This is a genomic window from Streptomyces scopuliridis RB72, assembly GCF_000718095.1.
Lineage (GTDB): Bacteria > Actinomycetota > Actinomycetes > Streptomycetales > Streptomycetaceae > Streptomyces > Streptomyces scopuliridis.
In genome coordinates, this window is record NZ_JOEI01000004.1 from 84352 (window position 1) to 110617 (window position 26266).

Below are 26266 nucleotides of genomic sequence, written 5' to 3' on the forward strand. Positions count from 1 at the left end.
CCGACCAGCCTGTGGATAAAGTTATCCACAGGGGTCGCGGGATCCGGTCCGGCGCGGGACCGTCGAGCCATGAACAAGCACCACGAACCGACCGGATCCGCCGACGAGCAGCAGATCACCCTGCGCAGTCCCGCGGAACTCGCCGACGCTCTCCCGTATTTGCTCGGATTCCACCCCACCGATTCCATTGTCATGGTCGCGCTTCAGGGCGACCGGGGACGCTTCGGCGGTCGGCTCAGGCTCGGCATCCCGCGCTCGCCGAAGGAATGGCCGCCGGTGGCCGATCAGCTCGCCGAGTGCCTGATCGAGGGCAGCGAGCGGCGCGGCGGGCGTCCCGAGGGAATCGTCGTCTTCCTCTGCCAGGACTCGCGGGCGGGGGAGACGGGCCGGCAGGTGATGGAGCGGCTGCGCCCCCTCGCACAGCGGCTGCGGACCGCGTGCGGAAGTCTCGACGTCCCCGTGCACGAGGCGCTCTGTATCTCCGACGGACGCTTCTGGTCCTACTGCTGCCCGGATGTCCGCTGCTGTCCTCCCGAGGGGACCGGGCTGGCCCTGCCCGGTACGTCGGTGATGGCCGCGGCCGCCGCGTACGCCGGTGTCCAGGTGCGGGGATCGCTGCGGGAGATGGAAGCCCGCCTGGAGCCCTGGCGTACGCCGGCCGCCGAGGAGCAGGAGCGGGCGCTGGACGACGCGGGCGCGGCGCTCGTGCCCAGAATCCTGGGCGGCGGAAGCCGGGAACGGGTCGGCGAGGACACACTGCGGCTGGCGCGCGCTCTGATCGGGCGGCTGAAGGAGGCGCCGGGCACGGGCCGGGGCGGCACGGACGCCGAGGACGACCGGCTCATCACCCACGAGGAGGCGGCCACCGTCATCCTCGGGCTCCAGGACAAGGAGACCCGCGACCGGGCCGCGGAGTGGATGGAGGGGCCCGAGGCCGCGCCCGCCCTGCGGCTCTGGCGCGCGCTGTCCCGCCGCTGTGTCGGTCCGTACGCCGAGCACGCGACCGCCCCGCTGACCCTGGCCGGCTGGGTCGCCTGGTCCACCGGCGACGAGCCCAGCGCGCGGGTCGCCCTGGGACTCGCGCTGCGGCTCGATCCCCAGTACGTCTTCGCGCGCTTGCTCCACCAGGCGTGCAACGAGGGACTGGACCCCGAGACGCTGCGCCGCTGTCTGCGCGAGGAGCGCGCCGCACGGGCGCTGCCGGGCCCGCGCAGGGCGAGCGGGCGGCCCAAGCTCCGTCCGGTGCGCCGGCCCGTCCCCCGGAAGGCACTTCCGCCCAAGGGTTCCGCGTCCGGTGCGCCGGCCGTACGCGGCCGAGGTGCCAGGCGCAGCGGCCGGCGCGGGACCAGGAGCGGCCGATGAGAGCCGTGACCCGGCCGCCCGGGCAGCCGTTCACCTCTGTGGCGAAGTCGTACGAGCCGCGCCGCCGTACACCGCGCGGCTCTCCGGAGCGCACAGAAGGCAGAGCAGACCACCCATGGCCCTCACCGCCCTTCCCTCACACACCCATGGCACCTCAAGCGGCGAGTCGTCGCGGGCCGCGCCGTCTCGTGCCGCACCGTCCGCGGCCGTACGGAGCGGGGCTCTGCCGCACGGCGAGTTGCCCGACGTACATCGCGTGCTTCTCTGTGTCGCGCTGCCGTGTCTCGCCGTCTCGCCCGAGCACGGACAACTCAACGGCCAAGGGCTGGAAGGCTTCTACCAGTCGGGCCGCAGGCTCCTCTCCCGCTGTCTGCTGCGGATCGCCGGCCGGGACCCTCTCCCGTTGCAGGGCAGGCTGGTCGCCGCCGACCGGGCGCGGTTCAGCGCGGTGGTCCGTACATCGGCGGACGCCGGACCCGATCCGGAGATCAGTGTCGAGCGGCTGCGGGACGCCGACGGCACCGAACGCATCACGCTGCACAGCTCGGCCCGCGGAGTCCGCCGGTTCCCGGTGGAGATCACTCTGGGGACGGATCTGGCGGAACTGGCCGCGATCGCGGTCGGCCGCGCCGGGCCCGAACTCCCGGCGAGCGTCCACGCCGCGGGTCTGCGCTGGGCCACGGCCGACGGCGGACATGCCGTCGTCGCCGCCGACCCGGCCCCGCAGGACGCGCTTGCCTCGGCAGGACTGCTGCGCTGGGACATGGAGCTGGCGCCCGGGGCCTCCCGCACCATCGAGCTGCGGATCCGTACGGACCGGCCGGCGCGGCCGACCGGCCGGACCGCGAGCAACCCCCTGCCGGAAGCGGGCGCCGAGGGTGACGATCCCCGGGTGCGGCAGTTGTTCGCCGCGAGCCTCGGCGATCTCAGGGCGCTCCTGCTGCGCGGGCCGGGCGGTTCCACGGATGTCCACCCCGCCGCGGGCGTTCCCTGGCGCTGCGGGCCGCCGGCCGCGGAAGCGCTCTGGGCGGTACGGATGGCTCTCCCACTCGGCACGCGGCTGGCCGCGGGCACGATGCGAACGCTCGCCCGCACCCAGTTCCGCGGCCCCGGACGCGACTTCGGGCGCATTCCCGGACCGCTGCGGGACGCGGGGCCGCATCTGCCCCCGAGCTGTACGGGAGTTGAGGCGACGCTCGCCTTCCCCGTGGTCCTCGCCGAGGCGCGCCGCTGGGGGCTTCCCGAGGGTGACCTCGCCGAGCTGCTCCCCACGGCGGAGCGCTGTCTGCACTGGCTGCGCACCGCCCTCGGTGCCGACGGACTGCTGGGGGAGCCGGGCCCCACCGGGCCCCGGCGCGTCGAGACCCAGGCCCACGCACACCGCGCCGCGCTGCTCGGGGCCGATCTGCTGGAGGCCTGCGGCCGGCCGGGGGCCGACGGCTGGCGGGAGTGGGCGGGCGCGCTGCGGCTGCGGTTCCGGCGGACGTTCTGGGCCGGCGAGTCCACCGACGGTCGTCCGGCCGCGGCGCGGTGCTCCGACGGCCGGCTGCTTCCCCACGCGAGTGCCAGCGCCGCCCATCTCCTGGACACGGGGCTGCTCGGCGGAGGGAAGCAGGCCCCGGGACTGCTGGACGCCTCGGAGACCGAGCGGCTGGTCGCCATGCTCACGGGGGCGGACCTCGACTCGGGGTGGGGGCTGCGCGGCCTCGGGTGCAAGGAGCCCGGACACAATCCGTTCGGCCACCGCGCGGGAGCGGTACGGATCCATGAGACGGCCGTCGCGATCGGGGGCCTGATCGCGGCCGGATACGAGGAGGAGGCAGGCTCCCTGCTCCGGAGCGTGCTGGACGCGGCGGAGACGTTCGGCCACCGGCTCCCCGAGATGTACGCGGGGCAACGGCGCACCGCGGCCACAGCCCCCGTACCGCACCCCGCGGCGTGCCGTCCCGCGGCTGTGGCCGCGGCCGCCGGGATCCAGCTGCTCACCGCGCTCGCCGGTATCCGCCCGGACGCGCCCGCGCGTACCGTCGCGCTGCGCCCGGTCCGCAGCGCCCCTCTCGGGGCGGTACAGCTCACCGGGCTGCGGGTGGCGGAGGAGCCCTTCTCCGTACGGGTCAGCGCGCTCGGGCTCGGCATGGTCGAGGAGGCGGCGCCCGGCCTTCAACTGGGGGTCTGAGCCGGGCGGGCACGCGGGCCGGGCCGGGGACGTGAAGATCATGAAGATGGCGAAGAAGTAGGTAGCGCGAGTGACGGAAGGAGTGTTTATCGTCAGGCAGACGACTATGATCGCGGCATGTCGCCCTACGACCCGTCGGCCTTCCCCGCGTTCGCTGTCACCGTCGACCTGGTCGTGCTCACCGTGCGCCGCCACGCGCTCTGCGCGCTGGTGGTGCGGCGCGGGGAGCCGCCGTTCCAGGGCCGGTGGGCGCTGCCCGGCGGTTTCGTCAGGGCGGACGAGGACCTCGCCGAGGCGGCGGCGCGTGAACTCACCGAGGAGACGGGCCTGTGCGCACACGACCCGGTCTCCCCGGCACCCGGGAACGCGGCCCATCTCGAACAGCTCGCCACCTACGGGGATCCCGGGCGCGATCCCCGGATGCGGGTGGTCAGCGTGGCCCATCTGGCGCTCTCGCCCGACCTTCCCGCGCCCCGCGCCGGAGGCGACGCCAACAGCGCACGCTGGGCCCCGGTGGACGCGCTGCTCAACCAGGAGGGCGGTTTCGCCCGCGAGGACGAACAGCCCGCCCAACTCGCCTTCGACCACGCCCGGATCCTCGCGGACGGGGTGGAACGGGCCCGCTCCAAGATCGAGTACTCCTCGCTCGCCACCGCGTTCTGCCCCTCCGAGTTCACCGTCGGTGAGCTGCGCCGGGTGTACGAGGCGGTGTGGGGCGTGGTGCTCGATCCGCGCAACTTCCATCGCAAGGTGACCGGCACTCCGGGATTCCTCGTCCCGTCGGGCGGGACCACCACCCGGCAGGGCGGCAGGCCCGCCCAGTTGTTCCGGGCCGGCGGGGCGACCGTACTCAACCCGCCGATGCTGCGCCCGGAGGTCTGACGGGGCCACGTGCCGGACGTCTGACACCCGGGGGCGCCACCCTGCGCCACAAGTCGGACATGTCGCGTTATCTTGCTGCGGTACCCACCCTGCCGCCGAGCGGTCTCACCTCCCCGCGAGAGAAGCGATGCTCCAGGCCATCGGACTGACCAGCAACCCCCGTCGAGACCTCCCGCCCGCTGTGGACGATCTGACCTTCGAGGCGCGGTCCGGCTCTGTCACGGCGCTTCTCGGCGCCCCCGGCGCGGGCAAGACCACCGCGCTCCGGCTGATGCTCGAACTCGAACCAGGACGCGGGGTCACCTACTTCCGCGGTCGCCCCCTCCACCGGATCGTCCATCCCGCCCGCGAGATCGGGATGCTCCTCGGCGATGTACCGGGCCACCCCGCGCGTTCCGTCAAGGGTCAGCTCCGGATGCTCTGCGCCGCCGCCGGAGTGCCCGCCTCGCGCGCCGACGAACTCCTCGATGTCGTCGGCCTGGGCGGTCTGCGCGACGAACGGCTCGGCTCGCTCTCGCTCGGCATGGACCGCAGACTCGGGCTCGCCTCCGCGCTGTTGGGGGATCCGCACACGCTGCTGCTCGACGCGCCGTCCGCCGATCTGTCACCCCGCGAGAACAGCTGGCTGTTCGGACTGCTGCGCGCGCACGCCGACCACGGCGGCACCGTTCTCTACACCACGCAGGACGCCAAAGAGGCCGCGCGCACCGCCGATCACGTCGTCACGATCGACGAGGGCCGGCTCGTCGCCGACCAGGACGTGGTCGCCTTCGCCCGTACCCGGCTGCGTCCCCGCGTCGCCGTCAGGACTCCGCACGCCGCCCGTCTCGCCGACGCGCTCAGCCGCGAGGCCCGCGCGGGCCGGCGCTCCGTCGAAGTGGTCTCCGAGCCCGGGGTGGGCAGTCTGCTCACCGTCTACGGCAGCAGCTGCCCGGAGATCGGTGAGACCGCCTTCCGTAACGGCGTCCTCGTCCATCAGCTCGCCGACGAGGTCGGCGACACGGGTCCGGCGCCGGTTTCCGCACCCGTGCCCGCGCCTGCCCCCGCCTATGACCACCCCGCCTATGACCACTCCGCCTATGACCCCGACTACGCGTACGGCTGCGAGGACGGCCCCTCTCCGCACCACGACCGCGGTCCGCTTCCGGCGCCGCTCTCGTCCGGGCCGGTACGCAGCCCTCTCCGGCCGCTGCGCTACGAACTCCGCCGTATGTTCGGGATCCGCACCACCGCACTGATCGCCGTCGCTGTCCTCGTCGCGTCCGTGGCCCTCGCCGTGCCGCTGGCCCGGACCGGCAGGACCCCGCTCTCCGGCCTGCTCGCCGCCTGGCCCGCGATCCTGCCCCTGCCGCCCGCGGCCCTCGGCGCGGGGCTGCTCGGGGCGTACTCGTTCGGCGACGAGTTCCGCTACCCCGCACTCGCCGGCGCCCGGGGCACTGTCCCGCGCCGCCTCGGCCTGCTGCTCGCCAAGCTCGTCGTGACGGCGGCGGCGGCCCTCGCGCTCGCGTTCCTGGCCGTGGCCGCCGACGCCGGGGCGCTGCGCCTGGTGTACGGCGCCGATGCCGTGCCCGTGCCCGGCAACTGGTTGGCGCTGAGCGCAGGTTGGGCCGGACTGACCGTCGGCTGCGCCTGGGCGGGGCTACTCGGGGCCGGGGTCTTCCGGGTCACGGCCGCGGGGGTGACGGCGGTCGTCGCCGTACCGACCCTGGTCGTACCGCTGATCCAGCGGGCGCTGGCCGGTCCGTCCACGCGTTCGGTCGCCGGACTCCCGGGCCGGTTGCGAGAGCTGGCCTGGCTGGACTGGCCCCGTCAGGCGGACCACTGGCTGATGGCCACGTTCAGACTCGTCGCCCAACCGGTCGCCGCGGCCCTGACGTTGTCGCTCTCGGCCCTGCTCTGCGCATATCTGCTCACCGGCCTTCGCCGTAGGGCCCGTTGGTGACCACGGAACGACCGGACCGTTCCCCGGTGTTCGCAACTCCCCTGATAACGCCCGCTTCTTTCCGATAAGGCGTCAATCGAGGGGCGAGCGCCGATCACCCTTTCGTGTGCTTTTCACCAAAGACCTCAAGGGTCGCGGAAGCAACGCCGACAAAGGATGCGTGAGTACCCTTGCGCACACCATGATGACCGCCGCCCGTTCCGTCGAGTCCGGCCTCGCCGAGCCGGGTGAACTCGACCGCTACCCCTTCGCGGAGGCGCCCGGCGCCGACCGCGTCGCCGCCCCCGTCTGGGACGGCGCCGACACCGACTTGGGCCGGGTGGGACGACGTACGACGAGCAGCCGCGGCCGCGGGCTGCACGGCCAACTCGTCCAGCAGCTCGGCCAGATGATCGTCTCCGGTGATCTGGGCGCCGACCGGCCGCTCGTACCCGAGGAGATCGGCCAGCGCTTCGAGGTCTCCCGCACGGTGGTGCGGGAGTCGCTGCGCGTGCTGGAGGCCAAGGGCCTGGTGAGCGCCCGCCCCAATGTGGGTACCCGTGTCCGTCCGGTGAGCGACTGGAATCTGCTCGACCCCGACATCATCGAATGGCGCGCTTTCGGGCCGCAGCGCGACGATCAGCGCCGCGAGCTGAGTGAGCTGCGCTGGACGATCGAGCCTCTCGCCGCGCGGCTGGCCGCCGGTCATGGCCGGGCGGATGTCCAGCAGCGGCTCTCCGACATGGTGGGGATCATGAGCCATGCCCTCGCGCAGGGTGATTCGATCACCTTTTCGCGTGCGGACGCCGAATATCACTCCCTGCTGATCCAGCTCGCCGGCAACCGCATGCTGGAGCATCTCTCGGGGATCGTCTCGGCGGCCCTCCAGGTCTCCGGCGGTCCGGTCACCGGATGCGACCGGCCCACCGAGGCGTCGCTCTCCCACCACGCGCGGATCGTCGACGCCCTCGCCGCCGGCGACGCGCACGCCGCCGAATCGGCCATGCGTCAACTGCTCACCGTCCAGCCTGAAGTGGAGCGCGTCGTTCCGGCACCGCGCGAGCACTGAGCGCCGCCGAGGGCCTGGCGTACGGGGATGTACGCGTCGTGTGTCGCCGGACCCGGAGGGTCCGGCGACGCGATTGTGGGGCCCTAAATCCCCCTTCTGGTCATTTTGTCGCAAATGGAGTGTGACTCGGGCCACGTGGAATGGGCGTAACACTCCTGGAGACAGCGCGATGACCTAAGAGGTGACAGCCGAGGAGGGAATACGTCCGCCACGCATGGCGCTGTATTCACCTCTGAGGTCCAAGCCCGCGCCGTCGGCACATCCCCAGCCGACGGTCGTCGGCTCCGGCCCGATCCTGGGCGGGGCCGGAAGCCGTTTCCATCGTTCCGAGAGGTTGTTCGTGTCGGCCAGCACATCCCGTACGCTCCCGCCGGAGATCGCCGAGTCCGAGTCTGTGATGGCGCTCATCGAGCGGGGAAAGGCTGATGGGCAGATCGCCGGCGATGACGTGCGTCGGGCCTTCGAGGCCGACCAGATTCCGCCAACCCAGTGGAAGAATGTTCTGCGCAGCCTCAACCAGATCCTCGAGGAAGAGGGTGTGACGCTGATGGTCAGTGCCGCGGAGTCGCCGAAGCGCACCCGCAAGAGCGTCGCAGCGAAGAGCCCGGTCAAGCGCACCGCCACCAAGACCGTCGCGGCCAAGACGACCACGACGAAGACCGTCGCGGCCGCCACCTCGGCCCCGGCGGCAGAGATCGTGGAAGCCGCGGCCGACGAGGCCGGCGCCCCCGCCAAGAAGGCGGCCGCGAAGAAGACCGTCGCCAAGAAGGCCACGGTCAAGAAGACCGCCGCGAAGAAGACGACGGCCAAGAAGGCCGTCGGCAAGAAGGACTCCGACGAGGCCGCCGACGGCGAAGAGCCCACAGATGAGGTGCAGGGCGGCAAGGGCGAGGAGGAGGAGACCGAGGGCGAGAACAAGGGCTTCGTACTCTCCGACGACGACGAGGACGACGCGCCGGCCCAGCAGGTCGCCGTCGCCGGTGCCACCGCCGACCCGGTCAAGGACTATCTGAAGCAGATCGGCAAGGTCCCGCTCCTCAACGCGGAGCAGGAGGTCGAGCTCGCCAAGCGCATCGAGGCCGGTCTCTTCGCCGAGGACAAGCTGGCCAACTCCGACAAGCTCGCGCCGAAGCTCAAGCGCGAGCTGGAGATCATCGCCGAGGACGGCCGCCGGGCCAAGAACCACCTGCTGGAGGCCAACCTCCGACTGGTGGTCTCGCTGGCCAAGCGCTACACCGGCCGCGGCATGCTCTTCCTGGACCTGATCCAGGAGGGCAACCTCGGTCTGATCCGCGCGGTCGAGAAGTTCGACTACACCAAGGGCTACAAGTTCTCCACGTACGCCACCTGGTGGATCCGTCAGGCGATCACCCGCGCCATGGCCGACCAGGCCCGCACCATCCGTATCCCGGTGCACATGGTCGAGGTCATCAACAAGCTCGCGCGTGTGCAGCGCCAGATGCTCCAGGACCTGGGCCGCGAGCCCACCCCGGAGGAGCTGGCCAAGGAACTCGACATGACCCCCGAGAAGGTCATCGAGGTCCAGAAGTACGGCCGTGAGCCGATCTCGCTGCACACTCCGCTGGGCGAGGACGGCGACAGCGAGTTCGGAGACCTCATCGAGGACTCCGAGGCGGTCGTCCCGGCCGACGCCGTGAGCTTCACGCTCCTCCAGGAGCAGTTGCACTCGGTGCTCGACACGCTCTCCGAGCGTGAGGCGGGCGTGGTCTCCATGCGCTTCGGTCTCACGGACGGCCAGCCGAAGACGCTGGACGAGATCGGCAAGGTCTACGGCGTGACGCGTGAGCGCATCCGCCAGATCGAGTCCAAGACGATGTCGAAGCTGCGCCACCCTTCGCGTTCGCAGGTTCTGCGCGACTACCTGGACTAGGGCCTGTCTCCAAAGTCCCGCCTGCCCGGCGACGCCCGGCACGCACGTTCGCGGCGTTGTCGGGATCTCCCCAGTACGTCCAGTACTGGGGAGACCCTCCGCCTTGCGATCGCACGCACCAGACGCTGCGGCCTGATCCGCGAAGATCGGCCGGACAGGACCTAGGCCCAGGGGGCGCGCGAAGCACGAGTGAAGGCCCGGATGCCACCGAGGATCCGGGCCTTCGCGCTGCGCGCGGGGGTGCGAGACTCGACCGGTGGGGTGACTCTGGGTAGATCGGAGTCCACCGGAGAGTCAGGAGACTGTATGCGTCGTTCCGTAGCCCGAGTGCTGACCGCCCGAGCGCTGACCGGAGGACTGGCCGTGATCACCGCGGGGGCGGTGCTGCCACTCGTCGCGCCTGTCCCCGCCGCCGCCGATCGGGTGATCGTCGGCGGTCAGGCGGTGCGGATCGCCGACAGCCCTTGGGTCGTGGCTCTGTCCAGCCGTGACCGCTTCGGGGGTACGCGTGCGGGCCAGTTCTGCGGAGGCGTGGTGGTGGCGCCGACGAAAGTGCTGACCGCCGCCCACTGCGTGGGCAAGGACGTCCTCGGGGCGGCCCCGAAGGACGTACCGGACCTCCGCGTCATCGCGGGCCGTGAGCGGCTGCGCGGCTCGGGCGGGCGCGAGATCGCCGTACGGTCCGTTCAGGTGGATCCGGCGTACGAGCCGCGCACCAACGAGTCGGACCTCGCCGTACTGACGCTCTCGCGCGCGCTGCCCGCGGAGTACGCGATCCGGCCCGCGGAGCCGGGAGACCCGGCCGCCGCGCCGGGCACCGACGCGGCGGTCTACGGCTGGGGTGATACCTCGGGCGACGCCGACTACGCTCAGGCGCTGCGCTCCGCGCCTGTGAAGGTGCTGCCGGACTCCAGCTGCGAGCGGGCGTACCCAGGAGGCTCAGGAGACCGCTACGAGGCCTCCACGATGCTCTGTGCGGGCGATCCCCGGGGCGGGCATGACGCGTGCCAGGGGGACAGCGGCGGGCCGCTGGTGGCCAAGGGACGGCTTATCGGGCTGGTGTCCTGGGGGAGCGGCTGCGGGCGCGCGGACAGTCCGGGGGTCTACACCCGGATCACCATGGGCGCGCGGCCCGTCGCCGACGCGGTCGGAGCACGGGCCCCGCGCTGATCGGAGTGCGGGCCCCACGACGACGAGAACGGGCGGTCACCCTGCGGTACAGGGGTGGCCGCCCGTCGGCCGGCTCGGGACCGGCCCCTGGCTCGTCGTGGATGCGAGGTGTCAGTGTTCCTCTTCACCGCCGCCGGCCGGTACGGCCGTCAGTCGGTCGGTCTCATCCTGTATTTCCGCGGCGATCTTCTTGAGTTCCGGCTCGAACTTGCGTCCGTGGTGGGCGCAGAAGAGCAGTTCACCACCGCTGGACAGGAGGACGCGCAGATAGGCCTGGGCGCCGCACCGGTCGCAGCGGTCAGCCGCGGTCAGCGGGCTCGCGGGGGTCAGAACAGTAGTCACGTCGCCTCTTCTCTAGCTCGACGAGCTGTCGTACCAGGGTCAACATCCAACCAGGCCGAAAACGTTCCCGCTCTCGGCTTTTCCTCGAAAGTTTCTTCCGTTGTGGCTGACTGCTGACGGTTGGCGGCGAATGGGCCGTATTGCTCGCGGGGCTTCGCACTACGGGTTTCGCGTTGCTTGACGTTGCTTGTCAGGGGGATCGCCCTCGCCGGCCGGCTTGCCGGTTGTTGATGAGGACGTGCCCGGAGCCTAAATGGTTCATGCCTGGAAGGGAACGTGATGTGTGCTTCACTCCATCGAAGGATCGAACACCTATGCGACCTTGGACTAGCATGAGAATTCGCGAGGGTGGCGTGACAACGGCTCTACCAGGCCTCTGTACCCTCTGACCGGTGACAGACGCCGGGCCTTTACCCCACGGGGGCCCATCTCAAATTCAGCGAGGAGCGAACCGCGTGACCGCCGATACGTCCGTGCCGTCCACTGCGCTGCTGACAGCAGACCGTGACGGCTCCAACTACACCGCGCGGCACCTGCTCGTCCTTGAAGGGCTCGAAGCGGTCCGCAAACGCCCCGGAATGTATATCGGCTCGACCGACAGCCGCGGCCTGATGCACTGCCTCTGGGAGATCATCGACAACTCGGTCGACGAGGCCCTGGGCGGGTACTGCGACCACATCGAGGTGATCCTCCACGAGGACGGCTCGGTCGAGGTCAAGGACAACGGCCGGGGCATCCCCGTCGACGTCGAGCCCAAGACCGGCCTCTCCGGCATCGAGGTCGTGATGACCAAGCTGCACGCCGGCGGAAAGTTCGGCGGCGGCTCGTACGCCGCCTCGGGCGGTCTGCACGGCGTGGGCGCCTCCGTCGTGAACGCCCTCTCCGCCCGGCTGGACGTCGAGGTGGACCGCAACAGCGCCACGCACTCGATCAGCTTCCGGCGCGGTGTCCCCGGGATGTTCACCGAGCAGGGCCCCGACAGCCCCTTCGATCCCGCGAACGGGCTGCGCAAGGGCAAGCGGGTGCCCAAGACCCGTACCGGCACGCGCGTCCGCTACTGGGCCGACCGGCAGATCTTCCTCAAGGACGCCAAGCTCTCCCTGGACACGCTCCACCAGCGTGCCCGGCAGACCGCCTTCCTGGTCCCCGGACTGACGATCGTCGTCAGGGACGAGCGGGGCCTCGGCGAGAGCGAGGGCAACGGCACGATCGAGGAGACGTTCCGGTTCGACGGCGGTATCAGCGAATTCTGTGAATATCTCGCGCAGGACAAGGCCGTCTGCGATGTGCTGCGGCTGACCGGGCAGGGCACCTTCAAGGAGACCGTGCCGGTCCTGGACGACCGGGGGCACATGACTCCCACCGAGGTCACCCGCGAGCTGGGCGTCGATGTCGCCCTGCGCTGGGGCACCGGGTACGACACCACCGTCAAGTCGTTCGTGAACATCATCGCCACCCCCAAGGGCGGCACGCATGTGACCGGATTCGAGCGTTCCCTGACCAAAACGGTCAATGAGGCGCTGCGCTCGGCGAAGATGCTGCGCGTCGCGGAGGACGACGTCGTCAAGGACGACGCCCTGGAGGGCCTCACGGCCGTGGTCACGGTACGGCTCGCCGAGCCGCAGTTCGAGGGCCAGACCAAGGAGGTCCTCGGTACGTCCGCGGCCAACCGGATCGTCGCCAACGTCATCGCCAAGGAGCTCAAGGCGTTCCTGACCTCGACGAAGCGCGACGCCAAGGCGCAGGCCCGCGCCGTGCTGGAGAAGGCCGTCGCCGCCGCCCGTACGCGGATCGCGGCCCGCCAGCACAAGGAGGCGCAGCGCAGGAAGACGGCGCTGGAGTCCTCCTCGCTGCCGGCCAAGCTCGCCGACTGCCGCAGTGACGACGTGGACCGCAGCGAGCTGTTCATCGTGGAGGGCGACTCCGCGCTCGGTACGGCCAAGCTCGCCAGGAACAGCGAGTTCCAGGCGCTGCTGCCGATCCGGGGCAAGATCCTCAACGTCCAGAAGTCATCCGTCTCGGACATGCTCAAGAACGCCGAGTGCGGGGCGATCATCCAGGTCATAGGGGCGGGCTCGGGCCGGACCTTCGACATCGACGCCGCCCGTTACGGCAAGATCGTGCTGCTGGTCGACGCCGATGTCGACGGCGCCCATATCCGCTGCCTGCTGCTCACGCTGTTCCAGCGCTATATGCGGCCGATGGTGGAGGCGGGCCGGGTCTTCGCCGCCGTACCGCCGCTGCACCGGATCGAGCTGGTCCAGCCCAAGAAGGGCCAGGACAAGTACGTCTACACGTACTCGGACAACGAGCTGCGGCAGACGCTGCTGGAGTTCCAGCGCAAGAACGTGCGGTTCAAGGACGCCATCCAGCGCTACAAGGGCCTTGGCGAGATGGACGCCGACCAGCTGGCGGAGACGACGATGGACCCGCGCCACCGCACCCTGCGGCGGATCAACATCGGGGACCTGGAGTCGTCGGAGCAGATCTTCGACCTGCTGATGGGCAATGAGGTGGCTCCTCGCAAGGAGTTCATCACCAGCTCGGCGGCGACACTGGACCGCTCGCGCATCGACGCCTGAGTCGGGACGCCCGGGGCATCCGGGACAACGGCCTCCACCCACGGGTGGAGGCCGTTCCTCCACCCGTGATCAACCCCCGCGCCGATGCTCCGACCTGGTGTTTCTCCGTAGCGTCGAAGTCGTTGAACTTCTTCGTCCCCGGAGGCCCCGATGTCCTCGCTCCTCAATGTGCTGGTGGCCGTCGCGGTGGTCGCCCTGATCGCCGCCCGCCAGTCCAAGCCACAGCGGGTCACCGCCGAAGGGCACCGCTGGCTGGTGATGCCCGTCATCCTGGTCGTGATCGCGCTGGGTGAGCCCGGCCTGCTGGACGCGCGGGAGCCGTCGCTGTCGGCGCTGCTGCTGGGCGTCGAGCTGGTCGTGGGGGTGCTGATGGGCGCCGGCTGGGCCAGGACCAGCCATATCTGGACCGAGCGGGACGGGTCGGTGTGGTCGAAGGGCACGAAGGCCACCGCCAGGGTCTGGATCGCCGGCATCGCCCTGCGGCTGGGGCTCATGGGCGTCGGAGCGCTGATCGGGATCCATCAGGGCAGCGGGGCGCTGCTGCTCGCGCTCGCCGCCTCGGTGCTGGTCCGCAGGGGGCTGCTGGTGTGGCGGGCCCGCGCCGCCCGGCCGTCGTACGGTGACGGCGTAGCCGCCGCACCGTGGAAGGGCCGTGTGTGACTCCCGAGGCCTGGACGAACTGGCCCGCCCGGGAAGCTCTCTCCCGGGCGGGCCGCACCGATGCGCGGCGATGGCTGAACCGGGGCGTACGCGTGCTGGCCCTCGGCGCCCTGCTGTGGTCCACCTTCAGCGAGCGCCATGTGGCCGGCTGGGGCGCGGTCGCGGCCGTCGCGGGCGTACTGCTCACCGGATTCCTCGCCTGGTGCTTCTACCGCACCACGCTGCGCAACGATCTCTGGCCGTCGGTCGGGCTGCTCGTACTGCTGATGGGCGGGGCGGTCGTCGCGCGGCACGGCGGGTTCGAGATCCCGGCCACGGTGCTCTGGTGCGGCTGCGCGGTCGTCGCAATGGAACGGCTGCCGCTCGTCGCCGCGCTGCCCACCACCCTCGTCGCCCTCGGCGGTTTCGCGGCGTACAACCAGGACAGCCGGCTCACCACCACGATCACCACCGCGGGGCTGCTCCTGGCCGGATATGTACTGCGGCTCGACGCGGAGGCGCGTGGCAACGCCCAGCGGCTGCTGGCGCAGGAGCGCGCCGCCCGCGCCGCCGAGGCGGAGTCGGCAGCCCTCGCGGAACGGGCCAGGATCGCCCGGGACATCCATGACGTCCTGGCGCACAGCCTCTCCGCGCAGCTCGTCCATCTGGAGGCGGCCCGGCTGCGGATCGAGCGCGAGCCGCACAGCCCGTTCCGCGACCAGATCCTGGAACGGGTCGTCGCCGCGCGCTCCATGGCACGCGAAGGGCTCGCCGAGACCCGCCAGGCGCTCTCCGCGCTGCGCGGCGAGATGGCGCCCCTCGGCGACTATCTGCGTGAACTGGCCGCGATGGACGGCGCCGAGGTCGAGATCGGCGGCGAGCCGAGGCCACTGCCCGCGGAGGCGTCCCAGACCGTGCGCAGGGTGGTGCAGGAGGCGCTCACCAACGTACGGAAGCACGCCCCGGGCGCGCGGGTGCTGATCCGGCTCACATACGGCGCGGACGAGGTGACGCTGGACGTACGGGACTCCGGCGGGAAGGGCCCGGCACCGGCCGGGCTGGGGGCATCGGGCTCCGGGTACGGTCTGCTGGGGATGAAGGAGCGCGCCGAACTGCTCGGCGGCACTCTGGAGGCGGGTCCCGGAGGCCCGGAAGACCCCGACGAGAAGGGTTTCAGCGTGCGTTTGCGAGTGCCCGCATGACGGCGAGGGTGATCGTCGCCGATGATCAGGCCGTGGTGCGCGAGGGCATTGTGATGCTGCTCGGGCTGCTGCCCGGTATCGAGGTCGTCGGCGCGGCGCGGGACGGCGAGGAGGCCGTGGCCCTCGTGGCCGAACTCGCCCCCGATGTGGTCCTGATGGATCTGCGGATGCCGCGCTGCGACGGCGTGGAGGCCACCCGCCGTATCCGCGCGGAGCACCCGGGCACGCAGGTCGTGGTGCTCACGACATACGCCGACGACGATTCGCTCTTCGCCGCGCTCCGGGCCGGTGCCCGCGGCTATCTCACCAAGGACGCGGGCGGTGAGGAGATCGTGCGGGCCGTCGACGACGTACTGGCGGGGCAGGCCGGGCTGGCGCCCGCCGTACAGCGCCGGCTGCTGGAGCGGGTCACGGCCCCGCCCGCCGCGCCCGCCCCCGCGGAGCTGCCCGACGGGCTCACCGCCCGCGAGGCCGAGGTGCTCTCGCTGGTCGCCGAGGGCCTCTCCAACAAGGAGATCGCGCAGCGGCTGCATATCGGGGCGGCCACGGTGAAGACCCATATCAACAACCTCTTCGCGAAGACCGGTGTGCGCGACCGCGCGCAGGCCGTGCGCTACGCCTATCAGCGCGGGCTCATCCCGCCACCCGGGACAACCATCACCTGATGGAGTGAAGCCGGGGGAGAGAAGAGTCCGGGATCTTCCCACTCTGTCCATCCTTCTTGCACGCGGCCGAAACGGTTCGCCGACAAGGAGAGTTGACCGGTGGAGAAGCAGGAAGGGCGTGCCGCCGCGGCGGTACGGCTCGACGTCCCGTGGTACGAGGCGCTGTCCCCGGACTGGGGCGAGTGGGGCGGTACGGACAGCTCCGCGGCGCCCGCCGCACAGGGCCCCGACTCCCGGGGCGCGACCGAGACCGCCGACATCTACGCCGAGGTCCGGCGCAGCGCGGCCTTCCAGGAGGTGCGCGGTCGTTACCGCCGGTTCGTCATCCCCGCCTCGCTCGCCTTCCTCGGCTGGTACGTGGCGTATGTGGTGGCGGCGACGGCCGCGCCGGAGCTGATGGCCCGGCCGGTCGCGGGCGCGGTGAATGTGGCGATGGTCGCGGGCCTCGGCCAGTTCCTCTCCACCTTCCTGCTGACCTGGGCGTACGCGCGCCATGCCCGGCTCCACCGGGACCGCGCGGCGCTCGAACTGCGCTGGGCCGTGTTCGACCGGCGGACGCGCGGCGCCGAGGGGGACGCGCGGTGAGCGGCGACCACCAGCCCCTGGCGCTGCTGCTGTTCAGCGCGTTCGTCGCGGTCACGCTGGGGATCACCACCTGGGTGAGCCGCCGCAGGCAGGGTTCCGCCGAGGAGTTCTACGCGGGCGGCCGGCTCTTCTCGCCCATGGAGAACGGATTCGCCATCGCCGGGGATTACATGTCCGCGGCCTCCTTCCTCGGGATCTCGGGCCTGATCGCCCTGTTCGGCTACGACGGCATGCTCTACTCCGTCGGCTTCCTCGTCGCCTGGCTGGTCGTGCTGTTCCTGGTGGCCGAACTCGTCCGTAACGTCGGGCGGTTCACCCTCGCCGATGTGGTCGCGGCCCGGATGCGTGAACGTCCCGTACGGATCGCCGCGGGCACCTCCTCGGTCACCGTCTCCGTGCTCTATCTGGTCGCGCAGATGGTCGGCGCGGGCAGCCTCGTCGCGCTGCTGCTCGGCGGCACCAGCGGTGCGGCGCGCACCTGGACCGTGATCGGCGTGGGCGCGCTGATGGTCATCCATGTCTCGCTCGGCGGTATGCGCGCCACCACCTGGATCCAGATCGTCAAGGCCGTCCTGCTGATGGCCGGCGCGATCGCGCTGACCGTGCTCGTCCTGGTCCGGTTCCACGGAAACGTCAACGAGCTGCTGAACACCGCAGCGGAACAGAGCGGCCACGGCAGGGAATTCCTCGCGCCGGGACTGCGGTACGGCGGGGACTGGACCGCCCGGATCGACTTCATCAGCCTCGGGCTGGCGCTCGTCCTCGGCACGGCCGGACTGCCGCACATCCTGTCGCGCTTCTACACCGTGCCGACCGCGCTCGCCGCCCGCCGCTCGGTCATCTGGTCCATCGGGCTGATCGGCGGCTTCTATCTGATGACGATCGTGCTCGGGTTCGGCGCGGCGGCGCTGGTCGGCACGGACGCGGTACGTGCCTCCAACGCGGCCGGGAACACCGCGGTCCCGCTGCTCGCCCTCGACCTCGGCGGCGGGGCGGGATCGACCGGCGGGACGGTGCTCTTCGCGGTGGTCGCGGCGATCGCCTTCGCGACCATCCTCGCCGTCGTCGCGGGCATCACGCTCGCCTCCTCGGCCTCCGTCGCCCATGATCTCTACGCCTCGCTCAAGCGTGCGCACACCGAGCGGCGAGGTGAAGTCGCCGTGGCACGGCTGGCGGCGGCCGGGATCGGCGCGGTGGCGATCGCGCTCAGTCTGCTGGCCCGGAACCTGAACGTGGCCTTCCTGGTCGGGCTCGCCTTCGCGGTCGCGGCCTCCGCCAATCTGCCCGTGCTGCTCTACTCGCTGTTCTGGCGGAACTTCACCACGCGCGGCGCGGTCTGGTCGGTGTACGGCGGGCTGATCCCGGCGGTCCTGCTGGTGGTGGTCTCGCCGGTGGTCTCGGGGAGCCCCGAATCGATCCTGCCCGGCGTCGACTTCGCGTACTTCCCGCTCCAGAACCCGGGGGTGGTCTCCATTCCGCTGGGCTTCCTCGCGGGCTGGTTCGGTACGGTCACCTCCACCGAGCCGCCGGACGAGGCGAGGCACGCGGAGACCGAGGTCAGATCGCTGACCGGGGCGGGAGCGGTCTGAGGCAGGGGACACGGACACGGGCGCCGAAGCAGGGGAGTGTCCCTCAGCCGCTCGTCGCCCAGGCGTAGCGGTGCTCCGGACGCCCCGTCTCCCCGTACCGCAGCGTGAGCCGTACCCGCCCGGCCCGCTCCAGCAGCTTGAGATAGCGCTGCGCGGTCTGCCGGCTCATCCCCGCGCGCTCCGCGATCTCCTGCGCCGAGAGCGGTCCGTCGGCGCCCATCAGCACCCTGCGCACCACCTCAGCGGTGGTGGGGGAGTGGCCCTTGGGGAGCGCAGGGGCGCTCGCGGCGGAGAGCGCCCCGAACATCCGGTCCACCTCCGACTGTTCCGCCTCGCCGCCGCCCTCCAGGGTGCGGCGCAGCGTCGCGTACGCCTCCAGCTTGGCCCGTAGCCCGGCGAAGTTGAACGGTTTGACCAGGTACTGGAGCGCGCCGTGGCGCATCGCGGACTGGACGGTGGCGACATCGCGCGCCGCCGTCACCATGATCACGTCGGTCTGATGGCCGAGCCGCCGCAACTCCTGTACCACCGCGAGCCCGTTCTCGTCCGGCAGATAGTGGTCGAGGAGGATGAGATCGACGGGGTGTTCGGCGAGCCGGTCGAGGGCCTCGGCGGCCGTGTGCGCCTGGGCCACCACCCGGAAGCCCGCGACCTTGGCCACATAGGCCGTATTGATCCGCGCGACCCGGACGTCGTCGTCCACGACCAGTACGTCGATCATCGTGTCTCCCCTGCCGTGGCCTGCTCGCGGGCCGTCCCGGGTGGCGCCCCGGACTCCGTGGTCGCGTCCGGTTCCATGCTCCCGCCCGGTTCCGCTTCCGTCAGCGCCTCCGGCAGGACGACCGTGAACTCCGCGCCGCCGTGCGCCGCCGCGCCGACCCGTGCGCTGCCGCCCTGCCGCTCGGCGAGCCTGCGCACCAGGGCCAGCCCCAGGCCGCGTTTGCCGTGGGCCGGTGGTTCCTTGGTCGACCAGCCCTCGGAGAAGACCAGTTCGCGCTGGTCGGCCGGGACGCCGGGGCCGCTGTCGGAGATCACGAGCACGACCGTACGGCCTTCGGCGCGCAGTTCCACCTCGATCCGCGGGTCCTCGGAGCCGGCCGCCGCGTCCAGCGCGTTGTCGACGAGGTTGCCGACGACCGTGACCAGGCCCTGCGGGTCGATCAGCCGGTCCGGCAGCAGCGTGCCGGTGGAGAGCCGCAGCGAGACGCCCCGCTCCGCCGCGACCGTGGCCTTGCCGACCAGCAGCGCGGCCGGCAGCGGATCATGGATCCGCTCGGTGATCTGTTCGGCGGTGGCCCGGTGCACCCCGACGACCTCGGTGACGAACTCCACCGCCTCCTCGTGCATCTCCAGCTCCAGGAGTCCCAGCAGCGTATGCATCCGGTTCGCGTGCTCGTGGTCCTGGGCGCGCAGGGCGTCGATCAGCCCCTTGGTGGCGTCCAGCTCCCGGCCGAGCCGCTCCAGCTCCGTACGGTCGCGGAGGGTCACGACGGCCCCTCCGTCGTCCGTGGGCATCCGGTTGGCGACCAGGACGCGGCTGCCCTGGACGGCCAGCAGATCCTCGCCGACCACCCGCCCCGCCAGCACCTCGGTGGTGCGCCCGGCGCCGAGCACCTCGTCCAGCGGCTGTCCGGTGGCGTCGGGGCCGAGCCCCAGCAGCCGCTGCGCCTCGTCGTTCATCAGCCGGATCCGGCCGCTCCCGTCCAGCGCCACGACGCCTTCCCGCAGGCTGTGCAGCATGGCCTCGCGCTCGGTGAGCAGCGCCGAGATATCGGAGAAGGCCAGGTCATGGGTCTGCCGCTGGAGACGCCTGGAGATCAGATAGGCGGCGAGCGCCCCGGCGGCCAACGCGCCGCCCGCGTACGCGAGCAGCCCGGGGATCGCGGCCAGGAACCGGTCGCGGACGCTGTCGTACGCGATACCGACCGAGACGGCTCCGACGATCCGCCCGCTCTCGTCGCGCAGCGGCACCTTGCCCCGGGCGGACCGGCCGAGCGTGCCGTTGTCCAGCTCCATGACGTCCTTGCCCGCGAGGGCGTCGCTGGGGTCGGTGGAGACGACCCTGCCGATCTCGTCCAGGTCGGTGTGCGACCAGCGCACCCCGCGTCTGTCCATGATCACCACATACTCGGCGCCGGTGGACTGCCGGATGCGCTCGGCCTCGGCCTGTACGGGGCCGTCGGCCGTCGGATCCGTGGCCACGAGATCGGCGGCCACATCCGTGGAGGCCGTGGTCTCGGCGATCGCCAGCGCGCGGCGCATCGCCTGGTCGTCCAGCTCGGCGCTGAAGGGCGCGAGGAAGAGGCCCGTGGCCAGCACGGTGACGCCCGCGGCGATGGCGAGCTGCATCAGCAGCACCTGCGAGAAGACCCGGCGTGGCCAGCCGAATCGCCGTCGTCTGCCCGCGGTGCTCAGTGCGGCGTTCATATGTACGAACGGTAGAGGGCCGGACGCCCTTTTCGAAACTTCCACATTGACGCAAATGACTTGCGTAATTTGCGGTGCACTTACGGTTCCCTGCTGAGCGGCCGGAAAGCGGCGCGTGAGGCACACGGGCGGCCAACTCGGGTGGGGAACCGGGTGATTTGGTTCTGTCCGGGCGGTGGACGCACTCGCATTTCTCTGCAACTCTCTGACCGCAAAACGCAAAAGACTCTGTTCAGCAGTGCAGAAATGCCTGTCCTACAGGTACGCAGCCAGAGCCGCGCCCTCGTCGCCCCCGCGCCGAGGCCGAAGATCGGGGATCCATGAGATCGCTACGCCGGAGATGGCGGGTCCTCTCCGCCGCCATAGCCACCAGTCTTTTGATGATCGGCTGGCCGTCGATGACCGCTGCGGCGGCCGACGGTCCCAACATCGCCGCGGGGCGGACCGCGGCGGCGAGCGCGACATCGGGCGACGGGACCGCCCGGAACGTGACGGACGGGGATCAGTCCACGTACTGGGAGGGCGACGGCAAGAAGTTCCCCCAGTGGGTGCAGACCGACCTGGGGTCGAGCAAGCGCGTCGACCAGGTGGTGCTGAAGCTCCCCGCAGGGTGGGAGTCCCGGAAGCAGACGCTCTCCCTCCAGGGCAGCGCGGACGGCACCAGCTTCTCGACGCTGAAGTCCTCCGCCACGTACAGCTTCAGGAAGGGCGCGGGCAACAAGGTCACCGTGTCGTTCCCGGCCACCAAGGCACGCTTCGTACGGGCGAACATCACGGGCAACACGGCGGGGAAGAAGGCCCAGCTCTCCGAGCTGGAGGTGCACACCGCCGCTGCGGCGTCCGTCAATCTCGCCCTCGGCAGGACGCTCACGGCGAGCAGCTTCACCGAGGTCTACGGGCCGGGCAACGCCAATGACGGCAACAAGGCCAGCTACTGGGAGAGCAGGAACAACGCCTTCCCGCAGTGGATCCAGGCCGACCTCGGCTCCTCGGTCCGCGTCAACCAGGTGGTGCTGCGGCTGCCGGACGGCTGGGGCGCCAGGGATCAGACGCTGAAGATCCAGGGGAGCGAGAACAACTCCGCCTTCACCGATCTGACCGCGTCCAAGGCGTACACCTTCAACGCCGCGGGCGGCCAGGCGGTGACGATCCCCTTCGACGCCGTCACCACGCGCTATGTCCGCGTGCTGATCACGGCCAACACCGGCCAGCCCGGCGGCCAGCTCTCCGAACTGGAGATCTACGGCCCCGAGACCGGTGACACCCAGGCGCCCACCGCGCCCACGGAGCTGGCCTACACCGAGCCGGTCACCGGTCAGATCAAGCTGACCTGGAAGGCGTCCACCGACAACACGGGCGTGACCGGCTACGACATCTACGCCAACAACGAGCTGCGCACCAGCGTCGCCGGCGATGTCACGACGTTCACCGACACCCAGCCCACCGGTACGACCGTCGCGTACTACGTACGGGCCAAGGACGCCGCCGGAAACGTCTCGGGCAACAGCAACACCGTCACCCGCCAGGGCGACAGCGGTGACACGCAGGCGCCCACCACCCCCGCCAACCTCGCCTTCACCGAGCCGTCCTCCGGCCAGATCAAGCTGACCTGGGGCGCCTCGACGGACAACACGGGCGTGACGGGGTACGAGATCTACGCCAACAACGCGCTGCGCCAGACCGTGGCCGGCGATGTCACCACGTACACGGACACCCAGCCCGTCGGCACGACCGTCTCGTACTACGTACGGGCCAAGGACGCGGCGGGCAACCGCTCCGGCAACAGCAACACGGTCACCAGGAACGGCAGCAGCGGATCGGCGTCGAACCTCGCCGTCGGCAAGCCGATCAGCGCGTCCTCCGTGATCCACACCTTCGTCGCGGAGAACGCCAACGACAACAGCGTCACCACTTACTGGGAGGGCGCGGGCGGCAGCTACCCCAACACGCTCACGGTGAAACTGGGCGCCAACGCGGACACCCAGAGCGTGGTCGTCAAGCTCAACCCGGACAGCAGCTGGGGAGCGCGGACGCAGAACATCCAGGTCCTGGGACGTGAGCAGAGCGCCTCGGGTCTCACCAGCCTGGTGGCGGCCAAGGACTACGCGTTCAGCCCGGCGAGCGGGAACGCGGTGACCATCCCGGTCAGCGCGCGCGTCGCCGACGTCCAGCTGAAGTTCACCTCCAACACCGGCTCCGGCGCGGGGCAGGTGGCGGAGTTCCAGGTGCTCGGCGAGCCGGCGCCCAACCCGGACCTCCAGGTCACGGCGGTCAGTGCGGCCCCCGCGGCGCCGGTCGAGTCCGACCCGATCACCCTGTCGGCGACCGTACGCAACTCCGGGGCTGTCGCCGCACCGGCCAGCACGGTCGAGTTCCAGCTCGGCGGCAGCAAGGCGGCCACCGCTTCGGTGGGCGCCCTGGCGGCCGGGGCCTCGGCCACCGTCACGGCGGACATCGGCCCGCGCGACGCCGGTTCGTACCAGCTCGGCGCGGTCGCGGACCCGGCCAATCTGATCATCGAACAGAACGAGACCAACAACTCCTACACCAGCCCCACCGCGCTGGTGGTGAGGCCGGTCTCCAGCTCGGACCTGGTCGCCGCGACCGTCTCCACCTCACCGTCCTCGCCCTCGGCCGGGGACACCGTCACCTTCTCGGTGGCGGTCAAGAACCAGGGCACGGTGGCCTCCGCGGCCGGCGCCCATGGCATCACGCTCTCGCTGCTCGACTCCAAGGGCGCCACGGTCAAGACCCTGACCGGCGCGTATAACGGCACCATCGCCGCCGGGGCGACCACCCCGCCGGTCGGCCTCGGCACCTGGGCGGCGGCCAACGGCTCGTACACCGTGAAGGTCGTCCTCGCCGACGACGCCAACGAACTGCCGGTGAAGCGCGCGAACAACACCAGCACACAGCCGCTGTTCGTCGGGCGCGGCGCCAATATGCCGTACGACATGTACGAGGCGGAGGACGGCACGACGGGCGGCGGCGCACAGGTCGTCGGCCCGAACAGGACTGTCGGCGATGTCGCGGGCGAGGCGTCGGGCCGTAAGGCCGTCACGCTCAACAACACCGGCAACTACGTCGAGTTCACCACCAGGGCCAGTACGAACACGCTGGTCACGCGGTTCTCGATACCGGACTCGGCGGGCGGCGGTGGCATCAACTCCACCCTGAACATCTATGTCGACGGCACGTTCCTCAAGGCGATCGACCTCACCTCCAAGTACGCGTGGCTGTACGGAGCGGAGACCGGCCCCGGCAACTCGCCCGGCTCCGGCGCGCCCCGGCACATCTACGACGAGGCGAACGTCATGCTGGGCAAGACCGTCCAGGCGGGCAGCAAGATCAGGCTCCAGAAGGACGCGGCCAACACCTCCACCTACGCGATCGACTTCATCAACCTGGAGCAGGTCACGCAGATCGCCAACCCGGACCCGGCCACGTACACCGTGCCGGCCGGATTCACCCACCAGGACGTGCAGAACGCCCTGGACCGGGTGCGGATGGACACCACGGGGAAGCTGGTCGGCGTCTATCTGCTGCCCGGTGACTACCAGACGTCCAGCAAGTTCCAGGTGTACGGGAAGCCGGTGAAGGTCGTCGGCGCCGGTCCCTGGTACACCAGGTTCCATGCCCCGGCGGCGCAGGAGAACACCGATATCGGCTTCCGCGCGGAGGCCGCGGCGAAGGGCTCGTCCTTCACCGGCTTCGCGTACTTCGGCAACTACACCTCGCGTATCGACGGTCCGGGCAAGGTGTTCGACTTCTCGAATGTCTCCGACATCGTGATCGACAACATCTGGAACGAGCACATGGTCTGCCTCTACTGGGGCGCCAACACGGACAGCATCACGATCAAGAACTCCCGGATCCGCAACATGTTCGCCGACGGCATCAACATGACCAACGGCAGCACGGACAACCATGTCGTCAACAACGATGCGCGGGCCACGGGCGACGACAGCTTCGCGCTGTTCTCGGCGATCGACGCCGGGGGCTCGGACATGAAGAACAACGTCTACGAGAACCTGACCTCGATCCTCACCTGGCGAGCGGCGGGTGTGGCCGTCTACGGCGGCTACAACAACACCTTCCGCAACATCCATATCGCGGACACGCTCGTGTACTCGGGCATCACGGTCAGCTCGCTGGACTTCGGATATCCGATGAACGGCTTCGGGACCGATCCGACGACGATCGAGAACGTGTCGATCGTCCGGGCCGGCGGCCACTTCTGGGGAGCGCAGACCTTCCCGGGGATCTGGCTGTTCTCGGCGTCCAAGGTGTTCCAGGGGATCCGGATCAACAATGTCGACATCGTCGATCCGACCTACAGCGGCATCATGTTCCAGACCAACTACGTGGGCGGTCAGCCGCAGTTCCCGATCAAGGACACCATCCTCAGCGACATCTCGATCTCCGGGGCGCGCAAGAGCGGTGACGCGTTCGACGCCAAGTCCGGCTTCGGGCTGTGGGCCAACGAGATGCCGGAGGCGGGTCAGGGCCCGGCCGTCGGTGAGGTCACCTTCAACGGTCTGACGCTCAACAACAACGCCCTGGACGTGAAGAACACCACGCCCAACTTCAAGATCAACATCAACCCGTAGGAGGGGGCGCAGGGCCCCGCGGGCCGTAGTGTGGTGCCGGCCGGTCGTCTCCGGCCGGCACCTCGCTCCACCGGCCCCTTTACGCCCGGATTACGCTCTCAAGCAAGTAGCTTGCATCCCTTGCGATAGTCTTGCGTGTATGACGCGACGACTTGCTCAGGTGGCGAAGAAGGTTGGGGTCAGCGAGGCCACGGTCAGCCGGGTACTCAATGGCAAGCCCGGGGTCTCGCAGGCCACGCGCCAGTCGGTGCTGACCGCGCTGGACGTCCTGGGCTACGAGCGGCCGACGCAGCTGCGCGGCGAGCGCGCCCGGCTCGTCGGTCTGGTGCTGCCGGAGTTGCAGAACCCCATCTTCCCGGCGTTCGCCGAAGTGATCGGCGGGGCGCTGGCCCAGCAAGGACTGACGCCTGTGCTGTGCACGCAGACGAAGGGCGGCGTCTCCGAGGCGGACTATGTGGAACTGCTGCTTCAGCAGCAGGTCTCCGGGGTGGTCTTCGCCGGCGGGCTGTTCGCACAGGCGGACGCCCCGCACGACCACTACCGGCTGCTCGCCGAGCGCAAGATCCCGGTCGTCCTGATCAACGCGCCGATCGAGAATCTCGACTTCCCCTGTATCTCCTGCGACGACGCCGTGGCCGTCGAGCAGGCGTGGCGCCATCTCGCCTCGCTCGGCCACGAGCGCATCGGTCTCGTCCTCGGCCCGTCGGACCATGTGCCCTCCCGGCGCAAGCTCGCGGCGGCGCTGGCGGCGGCGAAGGCGGCCCGGGTGAAGCTTCCCGACGAGTGCGTCGAGCGGACCATGTTCTCGCTGGAGGGCGGGCACGCGGCGGCGTCCCGGCTGCTGGACCGGGGGGTCACGGGCATCATCTGCGCGAGCGACCCGCTGGCGCTCGGTGCGGTACGGGCCGCCCGCAGGCGGGGTCTCGACGTACCGCGCGAGGTGTCCGTCGTCGGCTTCGACGACTCCGCTTTCATGAACTGCACCGAGCCGCCGCTGACCACCGTCCGGCAGCCCATCGAGGCCATGGGACGGGCGGCCGTCGAGATGCTGAGCGCCCAGATCCAGGGCGGCGCGGTGCCGCCCGGTGAGCTGCTGTTCGAGCCGGAGCTGGTGGTACGAGGTTCCACGGCGCAGGCCCCGCGCGCCTGACGGG

General features: G+C 70.7%; 18 protein-coding genes. 15 read left to right on the forward strand and 3 right to left on the reverse strand.

The window, feature by feature from the left end:
• Positions 1 to 69: 69 nt before the first annotated feature.
• The 7 genes from IF11_RS0104785 to IF11_RS0104815 all read left to right on the forward strand — a co-directional run bounded on the left by IF11_RS0104785 (position 70) and on the right by IF11_RS0104815 (position 10471).
• Complete coding sequence (locus tag IF11_RS0104785) at positions 70 to 1362, forward strand: DUF4192 domain-containing protein (RefSeq protein ID WP_030350137.1); 1293 nt, start codon at positions 70 to 72, stop codon at positions 1360 to 1362.
• Positions 1363 to 1477: 115 nt separating this feature from the next.
• A complete protein-coding gene (locus tag IF11_RS0104790) occupies positions 1478 to 3538 on the forward strand; it encodes a glycogen debranching N-terminal domain-containing protein (RefSeq protein WP_078490465.1) in 2061 nt (686 codons plus the stop codon).
• 117 nt (positions 3539 to 3655) lie between these two features.
• Positions 3656 to 4420, forward strand: coding sequence for an NUDIX hydrolase (locus IF11_RS0104795; RefSeq protein WP_030350139.1), 765 nt, complete (start codon positions 3656 to 3658; stop codon positions 4418 to 4420).
• Positions 4421 to 4547: 127 nt separating this feature from the next.
• Positions 4548 to 6362 carry an ABC transporter ATP-binding protein gene (locus IF11_RS0104800; protein WP_030350140.1) on the forward strand — a complete coding sequence of 605 codons (1815 nt, stop codon included), beginning with the start codon at positions 4548 to 4550 and terminating at the stop codon, positions 6360 to 6362.
• Between the two features lie 160 nt (positions 6363 to 6522).
• On the forward strand, positions 6523 to 7410 hold the full coding sequence (locus tag IF11_RS0104805) for a FadR/GntR family transcriptional regulator (protein ID WP_078490466.1): 888 nt from the start codon (positions 6523 to 6525) through the stop codon (positions 7408 to 7410).
• A gap of 340 nt (positions 7411 to 7750) precedes the next feature.
• A complete protein-coding gene (locus IF11_RS0104810) occupies positions 7751 to 9301 on the forward strand; it encodes an RNA polymerase sigma factor (protein WP_030350142.1) in 1551 nt (516 codons plus the stop codon).
• Between the two features lie 306 nt (positions 9302 to 9607).
• Positions 9608 to 10471, forward strand: a complete 864-nt coding sequence (locus IF11_RS0104815; protein WP_051745511.1) for a S1 family peptidase — start codon at positions 9608 to 9610, stop codon at positions 10469 to 10471.
• A 111-nt stretch (positions 10472 to 10582) separates the two neighbouring features.
• Here IF11_RS0104815 and IF11_RS0104820 read toward each other — a convergent pair whose 3' ends face one another.
• On the reverse strand, positions 10583 to 10813 hold the full coding sequence (locus IF11_RS0104820) for a DUF7455 domain-containing protein (RefSeq protein WP_030350144.1): 231 nt from the start codon (positions 10811 to 10813) through the stop codon (positions 10583 to 10585).
• A 455-nt stretch (positions 10814 to 11268) separates the two neighbouring features.
• On the opposite strand from IF11_RS0104820, the gene IF11_RS0104825 reads away from it, so the two are divergent.
• From IF11_RS0104825 to IF11_RS0104850, 6 genes are all read left to right on the forward strand, one after another.
• Positions 11269 to 13395: a DNA gyrase/topoisomerase IV subunit B gene (locus tag IF11_RS0104825; RefSeq protein WP_030350145.1), complete on the forward strand. Its 2127-nt coding sequence runs from the start codon at positions 11269 to 11271 to the stop codon at positions 13393 to 13395.
• A gap of 150 nt (positions 13396 to 13545) precedes the next feature.
• Positions 13546 to 14055, forward strand: a complete 510-nt coding sequence (locus tag IF11_RS0104830) for a CcdC protein domain-containing protein (protein ID WP_030350146.1) — start codon at positions 13546 to 13548, stop codon at positions 14053 to 14055.
• Entirely contained in the window at positions 14052 to 15236 is a 1185-nt protein-coding gene (locus IF11_RS0104835) for a sensor histidine kinase (RefSeq protein ID WP_030350147.1), read from the forward strand. The genes IF11_RS0104830 and IF11_RS0104835 overlap by 4 nt, the downstream gene beginning before the upstream one ends.
• A complete protein-coding gene (locus IF11_RS0104840) occupies positions 15233 to 15901 on the forward strand; it encodes a response regulator transcription factor (RefSeq protein WP_030350148.1) in 669 nt (222 codons plus the stop codon). The genes IF11_RS0104835 and IF11_RS0104840 overlap by 4 nt, the downstream gene beginning before the upstream one ends.
• A gap of 99 nt (positions 15902 to 16000) precedes the next feature.
• Entirely contained in the window at positions 16001 to 16486 is a 486-nt protein-coding gene (locus IF11_RS0104845) for a DUF485 domain-containing protein (RefSeq protein WP_030350149.1), read from the forward strand.
• The gene (locus tag IF11_RS0104850; RefSeq protein WP_030350150.1) at positions 16483 to 18075 is read left to right on the forward strand and encodes a solute symporter family protein; all 1593 of its coding nucleotides are present in this window, start codon (positions 16483 to 16485) and stop codon (positions 18073 to 18075) included. The genes IF11_RS0104845 and IF11_RS0104850 overlap by 4 nt, the downstream gene beginning before the upstream one ends.
• 43 nt (positions 18076 to 18118) lie before the next feature.
• Here IF11_RS0104850 and IF11_RS0104855 read toward each other — a convergent pair whose 3' ends face one another.
• Together IF11_RS0104855 and IF11_RS0104860 are read right to left on the reverse strand one after the other, a co-directional pair.
• Positions 18119 to 18796 (reverse strand): DUF7342 family protein, encoded by a 678-nt coding sequence (locus IF11_RS0104855; protein ID WP_030350151.1) that lies wholly within the window; start codon positions 18794 to 18796, stop codon positions 18119 to 18121.
• Positions 18793 to 20502 (reverse strand): sensor histidine kinase, encoded by a 1710-nt coding sequence (locus IF11_RS0104860; protein ID WP_030350152.1) that lies wholly within the window; start codon positions 20500 to 20502, stop codon positions 18793 to 18795. Before IF11_RS0104860 ends, IF11_RS0104855 begins: the two co-directional genes overlap by 4 nt.
• Before the next feature lie 320 nt (positions 20503 to 20822).
• Here IF11_RS0104860 and IF11_RS0104865 point away from each other — a divergent pair, with 320 nt between their 5' ends.
• Both IF11_RS0104865 and IF11_RS0104870 read left to right on the forward strand, forming a co-directional pair.
• Positions 20823 to 25112: a galactose-binding domain-containing protein gene (locus IF11_RS0104865; RefSeq protein ID WP_051745513.1), complete on the forward strand. Its 4290-nt coding sequence runs from the start codon at positions 20823 to 20825 to the stop codon at positions 25110 to 25112.
• A 139-nt stretch (positions 25113 to 25251) separates the two neighbouring features.
• Positions 25252 to 26262 carry a LacI family DNA-binding transcriptional regulator gene (locus tag IF11_RS0104870; protein WP_030350154.1) on the forward strand — a complete coding sequence of 337 codons (1011 nt, stop codon included), beginning with the start codon at positions 25252 to 25254 and terminating at the stop codon, positions 26260 to 26262.
• The last annotated feature ends 4 nt before the right edge of the window (positions 26263 to 26266 follow it).

What these genes read in the sequence shown, in the direction of transcription:
- IF11_RS0104790 (WP_078490465.1), top strand. Translation starts at nt 1,478, where the DNA reads ATGGCCCTCACCGCCCTTCCCTCACACACCCATGGCACCTCAAGCGGC.
- IF11_RS0104800 (WP_030350140.1), top strand. Translation starts at nt 4,548, where the DNA reads ATGCTCCAGGCCATCGGACTGACCAGCAACCCCCGTCGAGACCTCCCG.
- IF11_RS0104870 (WP_030350154.1), top strand. Translation starts at nt 25,252, where the DNA reads ATGACGCGACGACTTGCTCAGGTGGCGAAGAAGGTTGGGGTCAGCGAG.
- IF11_RS0104855 (WP_030350151.1), bottom strand. Translation starts at nt 18,796, where the DNA reads ATGATCGACGTACTGGTCGTGGACGACGACGTCCGGGTCGCGCGGATC.
- IF11_RS0104865 (WP_051745513.1), top strand. Translation starts at nt 20,823, where the DNA reads ATGAGATCGCTACGCCGGAGATGGCGGGTCCTCTCCGCCGCCATAGCC.
- IF11_RS0104815 (WP_051745511.1), top strand. Translation starts at nt 9,608, where the DNA reads ATGCGTCGTTCCGTAGCCCGAGTGCTGACCGCCCGAGCGCTGACCGGA.
- IF11_RS0104860 (WP_030350152.1), bottom strand. Translation starts at nt 20,502, where the DNA reads ATGAACGCCGCACTGAGCACCGCGGGCAGACGACGGCGATTCGGCTGG.
- IF11_RS0104830 (WP_030350146.1), top strand. Translation starts at nt 13,546, where the DNA reads ATGTCCTCGCTCCTCAATGTGCTGGTGGCCGTCGCGGTGGTCGCCCTG.
- IF11_RS0104795 (WP_030350139.1), top strand. Translation starts at nt 3,656, where the DNA reads ATGTCGCCCTACGACCCGTCGGCCTTCCCCGCGTTCGCTGTCACCGTC.
- IF11_RS0104840 (WP_030350148.1), top strand. Translation starts at nt 15,233, where the DNA reads ATGACGGCGAGGGTGATCGTCGCCGATGATCAGGCCGTGGTGCGCGAG.
- IF11_RS0104785 (WP_030350137.1), top strand. Translation starts at nt 70, where the DNA reads ATGAACAAGCACCACGAACCGACCGGATCCGCCGACGAGCAGCAGATC.